Origin of the sequence: Pseudoalteromonas sp. CR1 (assembly GCF_019392235.1) — a bacterium.
Lineage (GTDB): Bacteria > Pseudomonadota > Gammaproteobacteria > Enterobacterales > Alteromonadaceae > Pseudoalteromonas.
On record NZ_JAHXRM010000002.1, the window covers coordinates 48730 to 69173 of the forward strand.

At 38.9% G+C, this 20444-nt stretch carries 24 protein-coding genes; 16 read left to right on the top strand and 8 right to left on the bottom strand.

Annotated features, from left to right (window positions below):
- Positions 1-191 precede the first annotated feature (191 nt).
- Complete coding sequence (locus KZZ04_RS03085) at positions 192-713, bottom strand: EF-hand domain-containing protein (protein WP_219421760.1); 522 nt, start codon at positions 711-713, stop codon at positions 192-194.
- Positions 714-932: 219 nt separating this feature from the next.
- A complete protein-coding gene (locus KZZ04_RS03090; protein WP_058404437.1) occupies positions 933-1364 on the bottom strand; it encodes a hypothetical protein in 432 nt (143 codons plus the stop codon).
- 240 nt (positions 1365-1604) lie between these two features.
- Here KZZ04_RS03090 and xthA point away from each other — a divergent pair, with 240 nt between their 5' ends.
- The 3 genes from xthA to KZZ04_RS03105 are packed head-to-tail and all read left to right on the top strand — an operon-like array spanning position 1605 to position 3858.
- Positions 1605-2411, top strand: coding sequence for an exodeoxyribonuclease III (gene xthA / locus KZZ04_RS03095; RefSeq protein ID WP_058404436.1), 807 nt, complete (start codon positions 1605-1607; stop codon positions 2409-2411).
- A 5-nt stretch (positions 2412-2416) separates the two neighbouring features.
- Positions 2417-3064, top strand: a complete 648-nt coding sequence (locus KZZ04_RS03100; RefSeq protein WP_219421761.1) for an energy-coupling factor ABC transporter permease — start codon at positions 2417-2419, stop codon at positions 3062-3064.
- Positions 3061-3858 carry an L-histidine N(alpha)-methyltransferase gene (locus KZZ04_RS03105; RefSeq protein WP_219421762.1) on the top strand — a complete coding sequence of 266 codons (798 nt, stop codon included), beginning with the start codon at positions 3061-3063 and terminating at the stop codon, positions 3856-3858. Before KZZ04_RS03100 ends, KZZ04_RS03105 begins: the two co-directional genes overlap by 4 nt.
- 16 nt (positions 3859-3874) lie before the next feature.
- Here KZZ04_RS03105 and yfbV read toward each other — a convergent pair whose 3' ends face one another.
- Complete coding sequence (gene yfbV, locus KZZ04_RS03110) at positions 3875-4321, bottom strand: terminus macrodomain insulation protein YfbV (RefSeq protein ID WP_219421763.1); 447 nt, start codon at positions 4319-4321, stop codon at positions 3875-3877.
- Between the two features lie 283 nt (positions 4322-4604).
- On the opposite strand from yfbV, the gene KZZ04_RS03115 reads away from it, so the two are divergent.
- The 7 genes from KZZ04_RS03115 (at position 4605) to KZZ04_RS03145 (ending at position 11235) form a co-directional block, all read left to right on the top strand.
- Positions 4605-5819: an acetate kinase gene (locus KZZ04_RS03115; protein WP_219421764.1), complete on the top strand. Its 1215-nt coding sequence runs from the start codon at positions 4605-4607 to the stop codon at positions 5817-5819.
- 1 nt (position 5820) lies between these two features.
- Positions 5821-7974, top strand: coding sequence for a phosphate acetyltransferase (gene pta, locus KZZ04_RS03120; protein ID WP_219421765.1), 2154 nt, complete (start codon positions 5821-5823; stop codon positions 7972-7974).
- A gap of 212 nt (positions 7975-8186) precedes the next feature.
- The gene (locus KZZ04_RS03125; protein ID WP_058404430.1) at positions 8187-8573 is read left to right on the top strand and encodes an ACT domain-containing protein; all 387 of its coding nucleotides are present in this window, start codon (positions 8187-8189) and stop codon (positions 8571-8573) included.
- Positions 8574-8576: 3 nt separating this feature from the next.
- Entirely contained in the window at positions 8577-9074 is a 498-nt protein-coding gene (locus KZZ04_RS03130; protein ID WP_138530058.1) for a PTS glucose transporter subunit IIA, read from the top strand.
- A gap of 3 nt (positions 9075-9077) precedes the next feature.
- Positions 9078-9422, top strand: coding sequence for an ArsC family reductase (locus tag KZZ04_RS03135; RefSeq protein ID WP_058404428.1), 345 nt, complete (start codon positions 9078-9080; stop codon positions 9420-9422).
- Positions 9419-10549 (top strand): succinyl-diaminopimelate desuccinylase, encoded by a 1131-nt coding sequence (gene dapE, locus KZZ04_RS03140; protein WP_138530054.1) that lies wholly within the window; start codon positions 9419-9421, stop codon positions 10547-10549. The genes KZZ04_RS03135 and dapE overlap by 4 nt, the downstream gene beginning before the upstream one ends.
- The gene (locus KZZ04_RS03145) at positions 10549-11235 is read left to right on the top strand and encodes a M15 family metallopeptidase (protein ID WP_138530052.1); all 687 of its coding nucleotides are present in this window, start codon (positions 10549-10551) and stop codon (positions 11233-11235) included. Before dapE ends, KZZ04_RS03145 begins: the two co-directional genes overlap by 1 nt.
- Before the next feature lie 10 nt (positions 11236-11245).
- Here the strand turns inward: KZZ04_RS03145 and KZZ04_RS03150 are convergent, their stop codons facing one another.
- Complete coding sequence (locus KZZ04_RS03150; RefSeq protein ID WP_219421766.1) at positions 11246-12115, bottom strand: DMT family transporter; 870 nt, start codon at positions 12113-12115, stop codon at positions 11246-11248.
- 308 nt (positions 12116-12423) lie between these two features.
- Here KZZ04_RS03150 and KZZ04_RS03155 point away from each other — a divergent pair, with 308 nt between their 5' ends.
- Genes KZZ04_RS03155 through KZZ04_RS03170 form a run of 4 tightly spaced genes read left to right on the top strand, consistent with a single transcriptional unit; the run spans position 12424 to position 15345 of the window.
- The gene (locus tag KZZ04_RS03155; protein WP_219421767.1) at positions 12424-13788 is read left to right on the top strand and encodes an adenine DNA methylase; all 1365 of its coding nucleotides are present in this window, start codon (positions 12424-12426) and stop codon (positions 13786-13788) included.
- A gap of 8 nt (positions 13789-13796) precedes the next feature.
- Positions 13797-14222 (top strand): YcfL family protein, encoded by a 426-nt coding sequence (locus tag KZZ04_RS03160; RefSeq protein ID WP_058551836.1) that lies wholly within the window; start codon positions 13797-13799, stop codon positions 14220-14222.
- 23 nt (positions 14223-14245) lie between these two features.
- Positions 14246-14860 carry a penicillin-binding protein activator LpoB gene (lpoB, locus tag KZZ04_RS03165; RefSeq protein ID WP_219421768.1) on the top strand — a complete coding sequence of 205 codons (615 nt, stop codon included), beginning with the start codon at positions 14246-14248 and terminating at the stop codon, positions 14858-14860.
- Positions 14861-14877: 17 nt separating this feature from the next.
- A complete protein-coding gene (locus KZZ04_RS03170) occupies positions 14878-15345 on the top strand; it encodes a glycine zipper 2TM domain-containing protein (protein WP_219421769.1) in 468 nt (155 codons plus the stop codon).
- A gap of 55 nt (positions 15346-15400) precedes the next feature.
- Here the strand turns inward: KZZ04_RS03170 and KZZ04_RS03175 are convergent, their stop codons facing one another.
- Positions 15401-16618: a pyridoxal phosphate-dependent aminotransferase gene (locus KZZ04_RS03175; protein WP_058404421.1), complete on the bottom strand. Its 1218-nt coding sequence runs from the start codon at positions 16616-16618 to the stop codon at positions 15401-15403.
- Positions 16619-16784: 166 nt separating this feature from the next.
- Positions 16785-17129 (bottom strand): Hpt domain-containing protein, encoded by a 345-nt coding sequence (locus KZZ04_RS03180; protein WP_058404420.1) that lies wholly within the window; start codon positions 17127-17129, stop codon positions 16785-16787.
- Positions 17130-17263: 134 nt separating this feature from the next.
- Between KZZ04_RS03180 and KZZ04_RS03185 the strand changes: the two genes are divergently transcribed.
- Together KZZ04_RS03185 and KZZ04_RS03190 are read left to right on the top strand one after the other, a co-directional pair.
- Entirely contained in the window at positions 17264-17857 is a 594-nt protein-coding gene (locus KZZ04_RS03185; RefSeq protein WP_219421770.1) for a tRNA-uridine aminocarboxypropyltransferase, read from the top strand.
- A 21-nt stretch (positions 17858-17878) separates the two neighbouring features.
- Positions 17879-18664, top strand: a complete 786-nt coding sequence (locus KZZ04_RS03190; RefSeq protein WP_219421771.1) for a CLCA_X family protein — start codon at positions 17879-17881, stop codon at positions 18662-18664.
- A gap of 2 nt (positions 18665-18666) precedes the next feature.
- Here the strand turns inward: KZZ04_RS03190 and dcd are convergent, their stop codons facing one another.
- Positions 18667-19254 carry a dCTP deaminase gene (dcd, locus tag KZZ04_RS03195; protein WP_058404418.1) on the bottom strand — a complete coding sequence of 196 codons (588 nt, stop codon included), beginning with the start codon at positions 19252-19254 and terminating at the stop codon, positions 18667-18669.
- Between the two features lie 5 nt (positions 19255-19259).
- The gene (apbC, locus tag KZZ04_RS03200; protein WP_219421772.1) at positions 19260-20336 is read right to left on the bottom strand and encodes an iron-sulfur cluster carrier protein ApbC; all 1077 of its coding nucleotides are present in this window, start codon (positions 20334-20336) and stop codon (positions 19260-19262) included.
- Positions 20337-20444 lie beyond the last annotated feature (108 nt).

A 20444-nucleotide genomic window follows, 5' to 3' on the forward strand; every position in this document is an offset into this window, starting at 1 on the left:
TGTGGGCTCGATAACGGCTCCTGTGTTGTTGCCAATTTATAGGGAATAACCACACTAAGTAGACTCTATTTTGCCTAAACACCAAACAGATTGCTGTAATTTCAACCTGGAAAGATAAGCGCTTACTGAGCTTTACCCATAAAAAAAGCCAGTTACTATAACTGGCTTGCTGTTTTAAAACTAAATCACAGTTAGCTGTGTTTAATTACTTTTAATGCATCGTCTTCAGCTACGGCTTTACCATATTTCTTTATGTAACCCGTAAACTCGTTTTTACTAATTCGTTTATCTTTGTTTTTGTCCATGTAACCAAAGTGGTTAGAAATATCGTCGTCGTTACCTTCAACAACTGATATGTAACCATTACTGTCGTTATCTAAACTTGCAAAGCTACTTTCAATTTTATCAAATTTAGCAATATTTGCTTTAAAAGCTGATTCGCTCACATCACTGTCAGTAGCAACTTTACCAGTATTTAATTGCATGTAGGCATTGAATTCTTTACGACTAATTTCTTCATCCATATTAGTGTCGATATTAGAAAAATGCCCCCAAATATTATCATCGTCAGCTTCAACTTTTGAGATGAAACCGTCACTATCGTTGTCTAGACTTGCAAAGTCGCTATCTATTTTATCAAGACCTTGATTAGACGCACAAGCCGCTAAACTTAATGTTGCTAGGATAGTTGTTGCTAATGCTAACTTTTTCATAAGACGTGTCCTTCGTTGTTAGTAAATGTCACAATAACTAATACAAGTCTAATGCCAAAATGAAATAAATATAAATTTCAATAACTTGCAAGTTGACCGTATGTTTTTCATTCTATTTCAATACGTTAGCCTTGAAACCTTTTCAATCAACCTTGTAAATTTTGCAAAAAAAAAGCCCAACTATAAAAGCTGGGCTCTCGTTAATTCTTGTTGTACTAATTAAATTGCAGCATTTTGGTAACGCTTAACAAAATCAGTAACTTTTTGACCATTACATTTTAGCGAGTTTAAGTTACCGATTTTTTGGCGTACTGGCGCTAAACCTTGCTTTAATGCAGTCATACATAGTTGAGTTTCTTGTTGAGCGTCTTTAGCAAACACTTCTACTTTGTTTTCAATTATGTTGTTTGTTGAATCTTTTTTTGCAATATCGCGAATATCTTGACCGTTACACATAATGCTTTGTGAAAAGCGCGATAAGTAAACGTTGTGCTTAGCTGCTAATTTACGTGCCGCAGAAAAACCTTCGTTTGCGCTTAATACACACAATTTAGACTCAATTGAGTTGTCTTGACTAAAGTAAGTGTTACTTTGAGCTGAAACAGAAGAAGATACTAATAATGTTGCCGCTAAAAATAATTGTGCTTTCATGAGAGATCCTATGTGAACGAGTTTGCCAATGAATTTGCGCGCATTATATAGCCAATATTGTGCAGATCAATTGAATTTTTTATTTATTTTATAAATTAATACAACATTAACAATGTTTAAACTTTCACCAGCATTTGATCAACATTTGCGCAGCTATTTTGTCATTTCAGACATGTTATATAAGCTAAATTACTGATACAATTTACCATTAAAATAAGCACTAATTTAAAGGTAAATCGAATGAAAGTGATTTCTTTCAATATCAATGGTCTGCGTGCTCGTCTTCACCAATTACAAGCTGTTATTGATAAGCATCAACCAGACGTAATTGGCTTACAAGAAATTAAAGTTCATGATGAAGCGTTTCCATTAGACGATGTTCAAAAAATGGGTTACCACGTCTACTTTCATGGTCAAAAAGCACATTACGGCGTAGCAATGTTATGCAAAAAAGAGCCAAAATCGGTCTTAAAAGGGTTTGCTACCGACACAGAAGAGTCGCAAAAGCGTATGATCAGTGTCACTATTGAACAAGATAGCGGCCGCGACATTACAGTTATGAATGGTTATTTCCCGCAAGGCGATAACATTAGCCACGAAACTAAATTCCCGTATAAACGTCAATTTTATAAAGATTTGATGACCCACTTAAATACACACCTTTCTCCCGAACAAGATGTGGTTGTTATGGGTGACATAAATATATCCCCTACAGACCTGGACATAGGTATTGGCGAGGTAAACGCTAAACGCTGGTTAAAAACAGGTAAGTGCTCTTTCCAACCAGAAGAACGTCAATGGCTAGCAACACTTCTAGATTGGGGGTTCAAAGATACATTCAGAGAACTCTACCCCGAGGTGAACGATCAATATTCATGGTTTGATTACCGCTCTAAAGGCTTTTTAGATAATCGCGGCCTGCGAATTGATGTGGTGCTTGCAACCCATTCACTTGCTGAGCGTTGCACTGAGTCTGGAATAGATTATGAGCTTCGCGCGATCGAAAAGCCATCAGATCATGCGCCTATTTGGTCAACGTTTAAGTAGCTATAATGTTAAACACTGAAATACAAGGGCTGTTGTGGGTCCTTGTAGTTGCTATTGCGATTTTTAGTTTTGACAAAAACACCTATAAATCGCTTTATAAAACGTCTGCGAGGCAAACCGGCGTATTAGCCTGTGCCCTTGTGTTTGCATTACTTTGGCGCATTAAAGCCGGTATTTTAACCGGCCTAGACTTACATATACTGGGTATTACCGCAGCTACATTAATAGTGGGCTGGCGGCTAGCCATTTTGAGTAGCCTACTAGCAAGTGCTTTGTTGTTTTCATTTGGGCAGGTTAGTTTTAACCTTTTACCTGTACAGTTACTTATTGGCGCTTTTATTCCCATATTGCTGAGTTATTTAAGTTTTATTTTATGCTATCACTATTTACCGCGGCATTTTTTTGTATATATATTTGTTTGTGCTTTTATAACTGCAGGGTTTATAGCATGTATCAAAATAAGTTTGGGTGCCCTCTTTTATTTCTTTTTAGGCCAGTACAATTGGCCAGAACTTGCAGACAATTACGTTTATTTAAGTGCTATAATTTGGTTTCCAGAAGCCATGTTAAATGGAATGGCTATCACTATCTTAATCACGTACCGTCCCCATTGGGTTAAAACTTTTTACGACAAGGACTACCTTGACTCATGAGTCTTGAATATCAATGCCCTTTATGTAGCAAATCGCTATCACACTCTTTAAATTCGCTGAGTTGTGAAAACAATCATAGTTTTGACTTTGCGAAAGAAGGCTACGTTAACTTACTCCCTGTTCAAAACAAAAACTCTAAACAGCCCGGTGACTCACTTGAAATGGTACAGGCAAGACGTACTTTTTTAGAGCAAGGCTATTATGCGTTTTTACAACAAGCACTCAGCGATATTGTCAGCCGTTTACAAGGTAATAATATTATTGATTTAGGGTGCGGTGAAGGGTTTTACACTCATGCTATTGCAGATAACACACAAGCAAATATTTATGGTGTAGATATTTCAAAATCAGCTATTAAATATGCCGCAAAGCGATATGCTCATTGCCATTTTAGTGTGGCTTCAATCAGCCAGGCACCGTTTAAAAAAGAGTTTGCTGATATACTGATAAGTGTATTTGCGCCTTTATTTTCTAAAGAGCTTGATAGACTCGCTAAACCAAATGCCACGCTTGTGGTCGCAAGCCCGGGCCCATGGCATCTAAAAGAGTTAAAAGCTTATATTTACCAAACAGTAAACGAGCATACGAAAGTAGATGTACCTGAGGGTTTTACTGAAACGAATCAAGATTTAATCACTGAGCAAGTTACACTGAGTATTAATGATGTTAAAAACCTGATTATGATGACACCGTTTGCGTGGAAATTTAGACCTGAACATTGGCAGGCCCTAGAAGAAAAAGGTGACCACCTAGTGACTTTGTCATTTTATATTACGCAATTTAAGAAAGCATGATTAACGCTAGCGTTTGTTAAAACTGTTCTTTAGTAAACGCTTTATCCATTTTTTCGAACATATCTTTAAGTAAATGCGCTAATTCTAAATAGCGAGGCTTCTTTTCACTTAGTTTGGCTTGATACCCATGAGCGACCATTTTTGTGTGAAGCTCTTTGTACCAGTTTTGCATAACAGGGTCTAGTGGTGTTTGCGCACGTTTCCCTAGCCATAATAAACCTTGCAGAGGTAGTAAGATGAAGAATAATGCACTGGCAATAGCTTGAGGTAAAAAATCAGGCCCCAAATAATTAAGTTGAAAAAACAACGTTAACATAGCAAGTATCGGCATAACCGTGATAGCCAGTTCTGTTGCTTTAATAACTCTGAACTCACTAAACAACGGAGCGAGCTCTTTTCGCATTGGCCATTGTTTTGCGTACTGTCGGCCAATTTGAACTTGTGACATCACACTTTTTTGCATCATGACTCCTCACATTAACTTTATTCAATATATAAATGAGCTTGCGCTCAATAAATTGTAACACAAATTCATATGGTTTCACTTAATCAGTAAAAGTGCTTAATTTTGCTGTTAAATTGTGCAAAACACTAAACTAAGTACAGCAAATGGTTTAAAATAAAAGCCTGAAGTAGCTTATTGATAGCCTTACTTGATAACCCACTTTAGCCGCTTTACTAATATATTAGTGTAACAAAATAGCTTAACGTTCACTGACTAAACTTTATTTATGGAAATCTAATCTATGCCAACACCTGCTCCTAAACCACAACATGTTTTAGTACTAAATTGTGGTAGCTCAAGTTTAAAATTTGCCATTATTGATGCAAACACCGGTAATGAAATAATATCTGGTTTAGCAGAACGTTTAGGTGCAGCAACTCCGTCGGTAAAGTATAAATACAAGGGAGTTAAAACCCTCATTGATTTAACGCCGAATCAAGCTCATGCTGAGGCAATTGATACGTTAGTAACGTTAATAAAAGATCATAAACTAGATGAACAGCTAATCGCTGTGGGTCACCGTGTTGTTCATGGTGGTGAACATTTCACTAAATCAGTATTAATTAACGACAAAGTAATTGAAAGCATCACTCAAGCGGCTACGCTTGCACCGCTTCATGGGCATGCTAACTTACTGGGTATTTCGTCAGCGCAAGCCTCGTTTAAAGGCTTGCCTCAAATTGCCGTATTCGACACGGCTTTTCACCAAACAATGGACAAGGTCGCATACCTTTATGCCCTACCTTACAATTTATATACCGAGTTTGGTGTTAGACGCTATGGCTTTCACGGTACAAGCCATTTTTATGTTGCCGGCCAAACAGCAAAATTACTTAACCAACCTATTGAAAAAAGCAATTTTATAAGTGCTCATTTGGGTAATGGTTGCTCAGTATGTGCGATTAAAAATGGTAATAGTGTTGATACAAGTATGGGCCTAACCCCCCTTGAGGGGTTAGTAATGGGCACTCGCAGTGGCGATATTGACCCTGGCTTATTTAACTTTTTAACGACGCAACTTGATTATAGTGCGCAGCAAATAGATGACCTACTTAATCAAAAAAGTGGCTTATTAGGCATTAGCGAACTTTCTAACGATTGCCGTACCATTGAAGAAGCCTCTGTAGCAGGAAATGAACAAGCAACTCTAGCCTTAGATATGTTTTGCTATCGTTTATCAAAGCAAATTGCGTCGTACATGGTGCCTTTGCAGCGTCTTGATGCACTTATTTTCACCGGCGGTATTGGAGAAAACTCAGATATCATACGTAAAAAAGTGATCACTCAACTTGGCTTTTTAGGCATAGAATGTGACGCACAAGCAAACTTAGATGCTCGCTTTGGCCAACAAGGTGTGATCAGCACAGAGCACTCTCGTATCAAAAGTGTTGTTATGCCAACAAATGAGGAATGGGTCATCGCCCTAGACTCTGCAAACATTGTTAAGGAGCTTTAATATGGCACACCGTATTATGTTGATACCGATTTCTACGGGAGTTGGGTTAACATCAGTTTCAGTTGGGCTTGTACGTGCATTAGAGCAAAAAGCAGTTAAAGTTAATTTTTTTAAACCTATTGCTCAACCACGTTCTGGCGAAACCGGTCCAGAAAAATCGACACAAATAATAAAACAAGGCTCCCCTATTGACCCACCAACTCCATTTGCACTTGATTACGCAGAGCAAATGATTGGCGATGCAAAAGGCGACGACCTCTTAGAAGAAATTGTCGAACGCTTCGAAAGTAAAATTAACGATGATGAAGTAGCCATTATTGAAGGCATGGTTCCTACTCGTAAACAGCCTTATGCAGGGCGTGTAAACCGTGAAATAGCGCAAACTTTAGGTGCAGATATTGTATTTGTATTAACACCTGGTAACGACAATATTACTCAACTTGAAGATCGCCTTGAAATTGCTGCTGGTAACTATGGTGGAATTGACCACCCTCGTGTATTAGGTTGTATTTTTAATAAAGTAAATGCTCCGCTAGATGAAGAAGGCAGAGCACGCGCCGACTTAGTTGACTCTTACAAACCTGATGAAGTGGATAACGAACTAAACCGCTTAGCATCCCTACCAATTTTTAGAAAAAACCCATTCATGTTGCTTGGTGCAATACCATGGGATTTTGATTTAGTTGCCCCCCGAGTGAAAGATCTAAGTGCGTATTTAAAAGCCACAATTATTAACGAAGGTGACATGCTGCATCGACGCCTACGTCGTATTACATTTTGTGCACGCACAGTGTCTAATATTCTAAACCACTTCACACCTGGTGCATTATTAGTTACCCCAGGCGATCGCTCCGATATTTTAGTTGCTGCATGCTTATCGGCAATGAATGGCACAAAAATTGGTGCGATATTGCTTACCGGTGGGTTTATGCCAGAACAGCGTATTATGGCGCTGTGCGAACAAGCGATGCAAACAGGCCTACCAATATTAGCAACTGAGGCCGATACATGGCGTACATCGTTATTACTTCATAACTTTAATATGGAAGTACCAAGCGATGATGACCAACGTATAGAAAAAGTGAAAAGCCACAATGCTGAATATATTGACTCAGATTGGCTAAACTCACTTGCAAAAAATGTGGGAAAAACACGTAAACTATCACCTCCCGCATTTAGATACTTACTTACAGATAAAGCGCGTAAAGCAGGCAAAACGGTTGTTTTACCTGAAGGCAACGAACCTCGAACCATTAAAGCCGCGGCTATCTGTGGGCAACGCGGTATAGCAAAAACCATTTTATTAGGTGATCGCGAAGAAATAATGCGTATTGCTGAGCAACAAGGTATAGAGCTTAACGAAAATGTAAGTATTGTAGAACCAAGCAGCATCATCAATGATTATGTCGAGCCTATGGTCGAAATCCGAAAAAGCAAAGGTCTCACTGCTGTTGTAGCGCGAGAACAATTACTCGATAATGTTGTACTAGGTACTATGATGCTTGAACAAGGTAAAGTCGACGGACTCGTTTCTGGTGCAGTTAACACTACGGCTAATACAATTCGACCACCACTGCAGCTCATCAAAACAGCGCCAGGTTCGTCTCTTGTGTCGTCGGTATTTTTTATGTTGTTACCTGATCAGGTTCTCGTTTACGGAGACTGTGCAATAAACCCAGATCCAAATGCTGAACAACTCGCTGACATTGCTATTCAGTCAGCTGATTCAGCTGCCGCGTTTGGTATAGAGCCACGTGTAGCCATGATTAGCTATAGCACAGGTACTTCAGGTACAGGTGCAGACGTAGAAAAAGTGCGCGAAGCAACTAAAATAGCACAACAAAAACGTCCCGATTTAATTATTGATGGTCCCCTTCAATACGATGCTGCAATTATGGAAAACGTTGCGCTTAAAAAAGCACCTAACAGCCCTGTTGCGGGTAAGGCAACGGTGTTTATTTTTCCTGATTTAAATACCGGTAATACTACATATAAAGCCGTACAAAGAAGTGCAGATCTAATTAGTATTGGTCCAATGCTTCAAGGCATGCGTAAACCAGTGAACGATTTGAGCAGAGGCGCATTAGTTGATGATATTGTGTACACAATTGCATTAACAGCTATTCAAGCAGCACAAGTAGAAGCCCTTAATTAAACGCTTTAATAAACATGTGCTTTTTATAGCCTAGCTAATTTCTAATTATAAATTAGTTATTTAGGCTATTTATACCTCTCAACCCCCATAGTTATCCACAGAAATTGTGGGTAAGTTTTCTTAGTCTACATTTTGCAACCTAGTTACCGCTTTAATTTAGCTTTAATAATCTATACTATTAATAAATCCTCTTTGCTGTTCGCAGGTTTTTAATGTCAAAACAAACATTACAATTACACAGCACCATTTTATCTATACATAGTTTAGATATAGATGCAGATATTCCTGCGGCTTTGTTAAAACTTCCGTTGTTTTTTATCTCAAAAACCCATGACGAACTATCAATTGTATGCCCCAGCAATTTTGAATTACAAAGTCTTGATACCGAATCTAATTGGCAAGCACTTGAGGTAATTGGCCCTTTGGGGTTTTCCTTAACGGGGATTATGGCAAATATTTCTGGTGTGTTAGCAAAGGCACAAATATCTATTTTTTCTCTTTCAACTTACGACACTGATTATATTTTAGTGAAAAAACAAACTGCGAAAGAAGCGATTAAAGCACTCCAAAAAGATGGCTATAATGTGGTAACAAACTAATTTATGAAAGCACAACCAATAGAACTAATTGCACAAAATAAAATACCCCGAGACGCCATTAATATCACCAGTCCTTTTACGGGAAAGGTAATAGAATTGAGTAACCACCCAGAGCCTTTGTTCAGTTTTGGTACCCTTGGCCCAGGCGTCATGGTGCAAACAACAAGTCATAAAATATTAGCGCCTTTTGATGGGGTTTTACTACAGGTTAAAAACGCGGGGACTGAGTTTATTTTACAGGCTAAAAACGGGTTGAAGATACTGATTAACCTAACTTTACCGGAATCTGCAGCAATTACACATACCCATATAGCCCAGTTAAATGGCAGCCAAGTATTTAAAGGTCAACGACTAGCATATTTTGACTTAAGAGAATTAGACTCCCCCCTGCTGGGAAGTTTAATTTTACTTAATGGTCACAACCTAGGTACATTTCATCATTCACACCTGCAAGTAAAGGCAGGCGAAGACACTCTATTAACTATCATTAAAAAGAAGTAACTTATGATCACTCTTTACGGAATTAGTAACTGCGACACAATTAAAAAAGCTAAAAAATACCTTACAGATAATAATATTGAGTTTACCTTTCACGATTACCGTAAAGAAGGGGTTAATACACAAATGGTCGCGGAATTTGCTGATAAATTAGATTGGGAACAACTAGTTAATAAACGTGGAACTACATACAGAGCACTCAGTGACGAACAAAAGCAAAATTTAACTAAGCAAAATGCCATTGAATTATTAGTTGAACAGCCCGCCATGATAAAGCGACCAGTATTAGTGAATGGCACTGACTTTCATTTAGGCTTTAAAGCCGCGCAATACGATGAGATTTTTAAATAATGAATGAAGTAATTGCACTTGCACAAGCTTTGATACAGCGTGAATCTGTCACTCCAGAGGATGCTGGCTGTCAACAAATGATGAATGAACGGCTTGAAGCGATAGGCTTTAATATAGAGTCACTATTTTTTACTGATACATTAAATACTTGGGCTCGCAAAGGCGACCAGTCACCGCACTTTTGTTTTGCTGGGCACACAGATGTAGTGCCTACTGGACCCGCAAAAAACTGGCAGCACCCACCATTTTCTGGATTGGTCGAAAATGGTTTATTGCATGGTCGGGGAGCTGCCGACATGAAAGGCTCCCTGGCTGCCATGCTTATTGCTACTGAGCGCTTTGTAACTAAGCACCCCAACCACAAAGGATCAATTTCTTTTTTGATCACCTCTGATGAAGAAGGTCCATTTATAAATGGGACCACCCGAGTTATTGATACACTTGAAGCTCGCGGTGAAAAGATTGATATGTGTTTGGTTGGCGAACCCTCATCTCGGGATGTATTAGGTGATGTAGTTAAAAATGGCCGACGCGGCTCGCTTACCGGGTTTTTAAAAGTTAAAGGTATTCAAGGACACGTTGCCTACCCTCATTTAGCTCAAAATCCGATTCACTTGGCCACTGAAGCATTAACCGAACTTAGCCAAACCCAGTGGGACAATGGAAATGAGTTTTTTCCGGCAACCAGCTTTCAAATATCAAATATTAATGGAGGCACCGGCGCAGGTAATGTGATCCCTGGTGAGCTAGACGTGCAATTTAATTTTAGATTTAGCACCGAAGTCACACATCAACAATTACAACAGCGTGTAATAGACATAGTACAAAAACACAAATTAAACTACGAGTTAAGCTGGATTGTGAATGGCCTTCCATTCATCACTGAACACGGCCCTCTAGTCGATGCAACGGTTAACGCAATTAAGTCTGTAACAGGGTTACCAACCAATCTAGAAACGACGGGAGGTACATCTGATGGGCGCTTTATTGCACAAACGGGTGCTAAAGTTATAGAGCTTGGGCCTCGTAATGCCACCATTCACAAAGTTGATGAATGCGTAAGTACAGATGACTTAATTAAACTCACCGACATTTACGAGCAAATCCTTGAGCAATTGTTAACCTAATGACTGATTTACAATTACCCACAATAGCGTGTATCACAGGCCAAAGTGATGCACATCTAACTAACATCCAAAGCCATCGTTTACATAGCGCTATTATTGAAGATTTTTTCGCGTTACAAAACGCAGCTAAACAAGCCGGGTTTGATTTAACTATTGCATCAAGTTTCAGAGATTTTGAACGCCAGGCGCTAATCTGGAATAACAAATTTTCAGGACAAAAACCTGTTTATAATTCGCAACAAGACGTTGTTGATTTAACGCAATTAAGCGATATTGAAAAATGTATCGCCATTATGCGTTATTCAGCACTGCCTGGCGCAAGTAGGCATCATTTAGGTACTGACTTTGATGTATATGATAAAAGTGCCGTTACTCATGATTATCAACTGCAATTATCACCTCATGAATATGAACAAAGTGGCCCCTTTGCACCGTTAAGTGATTGGCTAAGCTCACACCTCCAAGAATTTGGATTTTATCGGCCTTATCGCGAAGACTTAAACGGAGTAGCGCCTGAACTTTGGCATATTAGTCACATTAAGCAATCGCAATTACTAGTGACCCAACTAACTGAAAGTGCTTTACATGCATGTATTAAAAACAGTGATCTACTTGGTAAAAATGCCTTATTAGCGCACTTACCTGCACTTTATAAGCGCTTTGTGACTAACGTAAGTCCACCATAAAAAGAAGGAGCTACTCCTTCTTTTTATTTAAAATAAATACCAGTACCGCAGTTAAAATAAGTAAACTTGCACTAATAAATTCAAGTGTTAATTGCTCTTGCAAAAAGATAACGCCAGCAACCGCTGCAATTATGGGCACACACAATTGTACAACCGCAGCTTGAGTGCTTTTAAGTAATGGCATTGCAACGTACCAAATACTATAACCAATGCCAGATGCTATTGCGCCAGAGGCGCAAGCAAGTATAACACCTTGTATTGTCAGCAAATTAAAATAACTCATACTAACAAGCAATAAAATGGGGAGCGCTACCAAACTTCTTACAAAGTTAAATCCTGTAGTACGAAGTGGTGAAACACAGACCTTACCACGAATACTATATATGCCCCAAGCTACACCACTTAAAGCCATTAATCCTGCTCCTATCAGAGAAGGCACTGCGGCTGAGGGCAACATTAAATATACAAAACCTGCTACAGCTACAAAAAAAGCAGCCCACTGCACACCGCTCAATTGCTCTTTGTTGTAGATACCCCAACCAATCATAGTAAGTTGTACCGCTGAAAATAAAATAAGTGCCCCTGTGCCGGTATCTAGCTCAACGTAGGCCACCGAAAAACATACAGCATAAACCAGTAAACTAATGCTACTTCGCCAACTGCCAGTATCACTCAAAATTGCATCATTAAATAACCCTTTACGTTTTTGGTTATAAGTGGTGACACTCATGATGATACCTAAACACGCTGCACCGCTTAACAAACGAATGATGGTAAAGTTGTAGGGATCTATATCCCCTTCAGCTAATGCCATTCGGCAAAATAATGAATTGGCGGCAAATGCTATTAAAGCAATCAATGTATAAACAGCTGCTTTCAAAATAATCCTTTTTAACCTAAATCAGGTTAATAATTAATCTTTTTTAAAGGTGAGTAGTTAAATAACTTAAACTGCTATAACAGTAAGTTATTTATACAGCATAAGGCAAAGTGTGCAAAAATTTTCAACTCATTAAGACCTTAACTTTTCGCTGTATCTTTCACACATCACTAAATTCACGCCTTATTCATATAAAAAATGCTTATTTACTTTGAGGATTAAATAGCTCTACGTTTTTTTACAATGTTTCACACTCTTGCTCAAAAAGAGTGTGTTAACCTACATTGGTAGATTAAAAGGAGTGCTGTGTGCGCAGAAGTATAATTTTTAGCGTTTGTTTTATTTTGAGTGGCTGTAACTCGATGGGTTTTAATGACCTATTTAATGATTACGCCACACAAATGACGCCTGTGCGAAATGCAATTGAAAATAATAACTTAGAGCAAGCTAAAACCTTAATTGCTAACAATACCTCTATGCACAGTAGTTATTTGCTTAACCAACTTGAACAAGCGCGTATCAACGACCTTGCTGATTCAGCTGACGACGCTCAAAGCAAATTCGAAAATGTATATGCCCAAATGCAAACTAAACGTCAGGCAGCAAAAATTCAGCTAAGTGCCGGGCTTGAACAAAGTAATGCGTTATTTACGAATGACTCGGCAATTACCTATGTTCCACCAGCGTATGAAATGAGTATGCTTCATAGCTATAAAGCGCTTAACTACGTTTATAAAAATGATATTGAAGGCGCATTAGTAGAAGTACGCCGTGCAAATAAAGTGCAGGCAGATGAGCTTATCAGTAATCAGTCAGAAATTGATTCAGAAGAAAACGAAGCACAGCAGCACTACCCAAGCATGGATAATGTAACAAGAGACGTAAAAAATGGCTTTCAAAACGCCTACACATTTTACTTATCCGCTTTACTTTATCAAAGTGCAAAACAATTTGACGACGCCTATATAGACTACAAAAAAGCGTTAGCGATACAACCAAATAATAAATACTTACAGCAGGATGTAATTCGCCTAGCTAAAAAACAAGGGTTTCAGCAAGAGTTTGACGAATTTAAACAACGCTTTGGCGAACCCACCACTTTAAAGTCTTCCCATGGTGAAGTAGTTGTATTACTTGAGCAAGGTTTGGTACCTAAACAAACCGAATTTAAATTAAGACTACCGATTGATACAAGTCGAGGTGATGTTCGTTTTTATAGTCTTGCAATGCCGGTATATAAAGATAGTGCTTACATTAGCTCGATACAAAATGTGAGTATTGCTGGGCAAAACGTCGCATTATCACCGTTAGTATATTTAGAAGCCCTTGCTGCCAAAACGCTTGAACAAGAAATACCAGGCAAAATTACACGCCAAGTATTACGGCTTATAACGAAAGAAAAAGTCCGCGCTGAGCTTGCGCGTAGTGCTGGTGATGTAGGAAATATATTAGCTAATATATACAATTTAGCGTCAGAGCAAGCCGACACCCGAAGTTGGCTTACATTACCAAATCAAATTGCTGTGGCACGTAAAAGTCTCACAGCAGGTGAACATTCATTAAATATTGGCAATCAACCGCCAATTAATTTTACCGTTAGTAAGCAAGGGTTAACCTTAATTTACCTAACCTCTATTAACAACTATTTTAACTACCATGTAGTTCAACTCTAGGAGTTACCATGAAATACATAGTGCCAATGTGTGCCGTATTACTGCTAAGTGCTTGTGCAACACAGCCTGTAACATCAGGTATATCGGTTGAACAAACTAAAGGAAATTTTAATGATCAACTTAGAGTGGATAACCCTGACTTAGGTGAAAAACTTGCCATTACCGACGTTAAAACGCGTCAAACAAATCAGTTAACTGATGTGGTGGTTACCCTCTCGAGCCAATATAAAAAATCACAATATTTACAGTATCAATTTAAATGGTTTGATAAAGACGGATTTGTAATTAAAGGAAATCATTCACCCTGGCAACCATTAACTTTATTTGGTTTTGCTAAAACACAATTACCTGGCCTAGCGCCAAGCTCTGATGCAGTGACATTTTCACTAGCAGTCAGAAAAGTATCAACTCAGTCTCAAGAATTTAAAGATTAAGATTAAGATTAAAGGAAAGTACTATGAACACCGCATTTAAAACAGCATCCACCTACGCATTAGTCGGGCTCAGCGCATTGATCTTAAGCGGCTGTGCAAACAAAGCTGTAGTCAGTTATGGTGACGCTCAAGCAGTTGAAACAACGGATATTAATTTTGGTTCTACTGATTTACAAAAAGTTGCCAGCCAAATGACCGACTCACTACTCAGTTCGCCAGTGGTAGGAAGCATGACCCAAAACAACCGTCCGGTTGTATTTGTTGAGCGCATAAAAAACAAAACCAGTGAACATATTGATACAGAATCAATCACTGATTCTATTTCAACACAAATGCTACGCAGCGGTAAATTCCGTTTTGTTGACATGACACGCGTAGAAGCTGTTCGTGAACAGCTTACCTTTCAAAATGAAGATGCATTAGTTAATCCTGCAACAGCGGTCGCTTTTGGACAACAAATTGGTGCGCAGTACATGTTGTATGGCAACCTATCAAGCATAGTAAAAACAAATGCTGATAAATCAGATGTATATTATAAATTTACAATGCGCCTAATGGATATGAAAAGCGGCCTAATCGAGTGGGCAGACGAAACTGAGATTCGTAAAACTAAAGAAAAATCAACGTTTGGGTGGTAAGCCGACAGGAGTAAGTTATGAAAGCAATTGCTGTAATTATGTGCGTTTTACTTACATTAAGTGCGCCCTCTTTTGCTAAATACGAGCGAAATAAAGCCGTGGCAGTTCAAAAAGTTCTATTTGGTGACATCAAATCAGTACGAAATATCACCGAGCAAGAACTCATACAAGACAAAAAGAATGGCTGGAAAACGTTTGGCGGCGCCCTTGTTGGTGGTGTTATTGGTAATCAGTTTGGTGGTGGCAGCGGTCGTGCTGTAGCCACAATTTTAGGTTCCGTTATTGGTGGAAGCGTTGCTAACAATAGTCAGCAAGGTAGCTATTATATACAAACTCAGTTAGTTGAATTACTCATTCAGGTAGAAAATGGCGATCAATTTATGGTGGTTCAAGACCTAGACCAAGGTATGCGATTTCACAGAGGTGATAACGTGAGGTTAGTTTATTTAGGCGATAATACTGTAAGAGTAGATAAAGCATATTAATAACTCGCCTTTAAAAACAAAAACGAGCCAACAGGCTCGTTTTTTTATAAAGTTTTTATAACTGGCGATAATCTTTAAAGAAACGTTGCATTTTTTGCATTGCGTCAGTTAAGTCATCTTTATTGGGTAAAAAAACCAGCCTAAAATGGTCAGGCTCTGGCCAATTAAACGCCCGCCCATGCACTAACAATATTTTTTCGGCTTTTAGCAAATCAAACATCATTTGCTCATCGTTTTTCACTTTAAAATGGGCAGTATCTACTTTAGCAAAAGCATATAAAGCCCCTTTTGGCTTTTTGCAGCTAATGCCTTCAATTGCATTTAAACCACGCCATGCAATGTCACGTTGTTCGTACAAACGCCCGCCCGGGTTAATTAAGTTATCAATTGATTGCACACCACCCAATGCCTGCTGAATAGCATATTGAGCAGGCACGTTGGCACATAAACGCATTGACGAAAGTATATCTAGCCCTTTACTTAAATCGTCCATGGCTGAAGTTTTGCCACTTAAAACCATCCAGCCCATTCTTAGCCCAGCAGCACGATAAGTTTTAGCTAAACCATTAAAAGTAATCATAGGCACATCATCACACAATGAAGCAATTGAAGTGTGGGTAATGCCATCGTATAAAATCTTTTCGTAAATTTCGTCACTTAACAGGAGTAATTTATGCTCTCGAGCAACATCTATTAATTGCTTAAGCAGGTCATCACTGTATACCGCACCGGTCGGATTGTTAGGGTTAATTAACACCAAGGCTTTAGTTTTAGAGGTGATTTTACTTTTTATGTCATCTATATCAGGAAACCAATCTTGCTCTTCATCACACAAATAATGAACAGGGTTGCCACCCGCTAACTTAACAGACGCAGTCCACAACGGATAATCAGGCGCAGGGATGAGCACTTCATCATCGTTATTAAGTAAGGCTTGGGTGATCATTTGGATTAGCTCACTCACTCCATTACCAATGTAAATGTTGTCTACATCTAAATTGTTCAATCCACGTTGTTGATAATGCTGATAGATAGCCACTCGGGCTGAGTAAAGTCCTTTAGAGTCACAGTAACCTTGGGCTGAATACAAGTTACGGATGATATCGCGATGCATATCTTCGGGCATATCAAAGCCAAAAGCAGCAGGATTACCAATGTTTAATTTTAAGACTTTTTGACCATCGTCTTCCATTTTCTTAGCTTGAGCTAAAACAGGACCACGAATGTCATAACACACGCCTTCTAATTTATGACTCTTTTTTATATCTGACATTTTACCTCTACTCGCTGGCGCCTGATGACCTTTGTAAGTTAATTTGATATTAGCAAGGTCTAATTTATCTTAATGATAAAAGCCCCCGGTAACCTGTTAGACTAACCGAGTAAATATAAAACACCAGCAAATTTAACAGCTTAAAACTGAAATTAATTCACGTTTGTTATTGAGCATCTAGCCACTGTTTAAATTCAGATTGAGAACCCTCTACCTGCGGCATTAAGCTTGCACATGCGTCCATTGCTTTGTCTAAATCGTCATCAACTAAACTTAGCTCAATAGTGCGCGAAACCTCAGCAAGACTCGAGGCTCCAAACTGTGCTGCATTTGATTTTAAACTATGAGAATGACGAATCGCGGCTTCTTTATCTTTGCCAATTGTTGCCACAACTTCTGAACCTAAACGCTCAAACTCTGCACAGCAAAAGTCGAGCGTATCAGCAAACTGCTCTCCGAGTAACGATTTCATGTTTTCTAATGCTGATGTGTCTATGGTAATGTCTGCCATAATTTAAGTCCTCAAACTATCCATAAGTATTCTGATTGTAATAACTACTTTATATTGATAAACAAAAAAAACCAACTTAATTGCCCGTACAAATGTATAATTAATGGGTTAATAACGTTATGAAAGTTTTTAAAATGGCACGCACTCTTTGTAATCATTGTAATTTTGCTCTCAACACCTGCGTATGCAGCGCTGTCAAAATCATACCTAATAAAGTTAAAGTTGTTATTCTGCAACACCCTAGCGAAGAAAAAACAGCCAAAAACACCGCAAAACTACTTAAGTTAAGTTTAACTAATTGCTTAATAATAAAAGGTGAAAACAGCCATGACTTTAAGGCTTTAAATAACCTGCCAAAAGAATCAACAGGTCTGCTTTACCCTAACGATGACGCCACCTACTTAGATGAGCCAAGCTTCACAACTAACAACTATATTACCCATTTGATTGTTATCGATGGTACATGGAATAAAGCTTATAAAATTTTGCAGCTCACTCCCATACTTAGCCAGTTTAAAACCATCAGTTTTAAACAAGTACCTAAAAATCGTTACACTATTCGTAAAGCGCCTCGTGCCGACAGCCTTTCAACGCTTGAAGCCGTTGCACATAGCTTAACCCTCATTGAGCAATTAAACCCAGAGCCTTTATTTGCACTACTAGAAGAATTAATAAATAAACAGACCCAACATATGCCCGAGCACGTAAAAGCACGTTACTTAACTTAAATTTAGTTTTTCATAAAACAGATGAGACATTACCCAAATAGATTAAAACGAGGATTTACTCGCCAAGGCCCTGATTATCGCTTTGATGACCAAGTTGATTTTAGCGATATAAGAACCACATTTGGGTTCAGATCAATGGTGGTTGGTAAATGGGTCACTAAAGAAGAGCATTTTATTAGTGCTAATTTAATTTATGATGGCCTAGCCGACCTTGCGCAAATACTGCACCTACCACCTAAAGCCATTGGCCTACGCGGCAAGTTAAACTTTGCATTTGGCCACGGTGGCCAAAAAGGAGTTCAAGCTCATTATAATGCTGGCAGTCAAACACTGGCGCTTGCAAAAAATGCCGGCGGCGGAGCATTGGCCCATGAGTGGTTTCACGCGTTTGATCATCACATTAGTGAGCATTTATTTAAAGCAAAGCCACGCTATGGCTTTGCATCAAAACTTTGGCTTTCTAACACGCCAAATTTATCGCACCCACTTAATGACGCGCTGAACAGTTTTTATAAAGAAGTATTTTTAGATGAAAATGGCGAAAATGCCAATGAGTTTGTGCAAGCATGTATTAAACACGACCAGGCACATAATATGAATTATATGAGTATGCCTGAAGAAATTGCCGCTCGATGTTTTGAAGCCTGTATATCTGCAACCCCCCACATAAAAAATAGTTTTTTAGTGGGCGGCTTACAAACAAGTAATTTAATATACCCACCAACGCATCACATCGCCAAAGCGGGTAAGGCGCTTAACCATTATTTTGAACTATTAGGTTATGCGCTTCATAATACACACGATTAAATTTAGCTGTTATCGTCGCTTATGCGACTCGCTACTGCACTACTTTGATCTTTGTATTTAGCATCTTTACGAATATTGTAAGGGTTTTCACAAGGCCCTGAGAGCATTTCGAAACTCATGGCACCAATTTTCATCATTGGGCGCAATGCTAAAGGGAGCTTTCCTGAGTTGTAAAACTCTAATACAATATTACCACTCCAGCCTGGGTCGATTCTGTGTGCGGTTACATGCACCATTAAACCCAAACGAGCAAGCGATGAACGCCCATCTAACCAACCTACGATGTCAGCAGGTAAGGTTACTTTTTCATGAGTAATGGCCAATGCAAGTTCGCCCGGGTGTAAAAAAAAGGCTTCTCCATCAGCAAGCTCAATCTCTTCACTCATAATTGATTCCATGGCCTTATTTAACTGATCCTTTGGGCCACTCAAATCTACATAAGCCGCATTGTGGGCATTAAACGTTCTAAACTTATTACCAAGGCGCAAATCAGCTGTCACACCCGATATCATCTCACTGCTTGGAGCAGGCTCTATTACAATACGGCCATCTTGTAAGTGTTCTTTTATATGTGTGTCTGAAAGTCTCATGCTTTTTAATCTTCCGAAATCACAATTTCAATACTATTGTGATGCTGTTGATAATATAGCGTGCTGGCTATTAGCCTAGCTGCTGCGCTGTATGTTTTGCTTATTGCCGCATTGTTATCGTTAGCAATAAGTTTTCCCTGCTCAGAGTACTCTCTTATATCTATAGCTAGGGGAATGTGGCTTAAAACGGGAACGCCATGCTTATGCGCCAATTTTTGTGCGCCTTCTTTGCCAAATACATGGTTTGCCTCACCGCAATGGCTACAAATGTAATGGCTCATGTTTTCTATTAAACCAAGTACGGGTACGTTCACTTTATTAAACATAGCAATACCCTTTTGCGCATCTGCTAGCGCTAAATCTTGGGGTGTAGTCACAATTACAGTCCCACTGGCAGGCACTTTTTGGCTCATAGTAAGTTGTATATCACCTGTACCAGGAGGCATATCTACAATTAAATAATCAAGCTCTCCCCAGTCAGTTTCGTTCAGTAATTGGCTGAGTGCACCGGATGCCATTGGACCTCGCCATACTGTTGCATCATCGCTTGGCACTAAAAAACCAATAGATTGGGCTTTAATGCCATTGGCATCAAACGGTTGTAATTGTTTGTTATCTTTTGTTTTTGGCTCAGCACCAACAAGACCCAATAACATAGGTATAGAAGGACCATAAATATCAGCATCTAAAATACCTACTTTTGCTCCCTCAGCTTTTAATGCACCCGCTAAATTAACAGCTGTAGTCGATTTACCTACCCCACCTTTACCTGAGGCAATAAGTACAATATGTTTAATCCCTTTAAACTTTGCAGGCTCTTTAATATCGACCTTTGACTTTATCGATACTGCAATATTGAGTGCATCACTCATATGTAGTTCAACAAGGGGCATTTCTGATTGCGCGGCAAAAGGCAAGCTAAGAGTGATTTGTAGTGATTTATCGTCGTTTTCAGAAATTGAGTCAATAAATTTTTCGTCAATTCCTACGGCAAAAGCCGCACTACGATAAGCCGCTAAAGCGGCAATAATCGGTTGTTTTTGCACCGATTTAGAAGAGAAAAGTTTTGACAGTCCAAACATAGCAATTAAATAGCGTTTCTTTGATGAAAAGTGCCTCGGAATTATGTAACATTCAGGTCATTAACACCAGTCAATTAATAAAAATCCATGAGCAGTGTGCGCGCACAG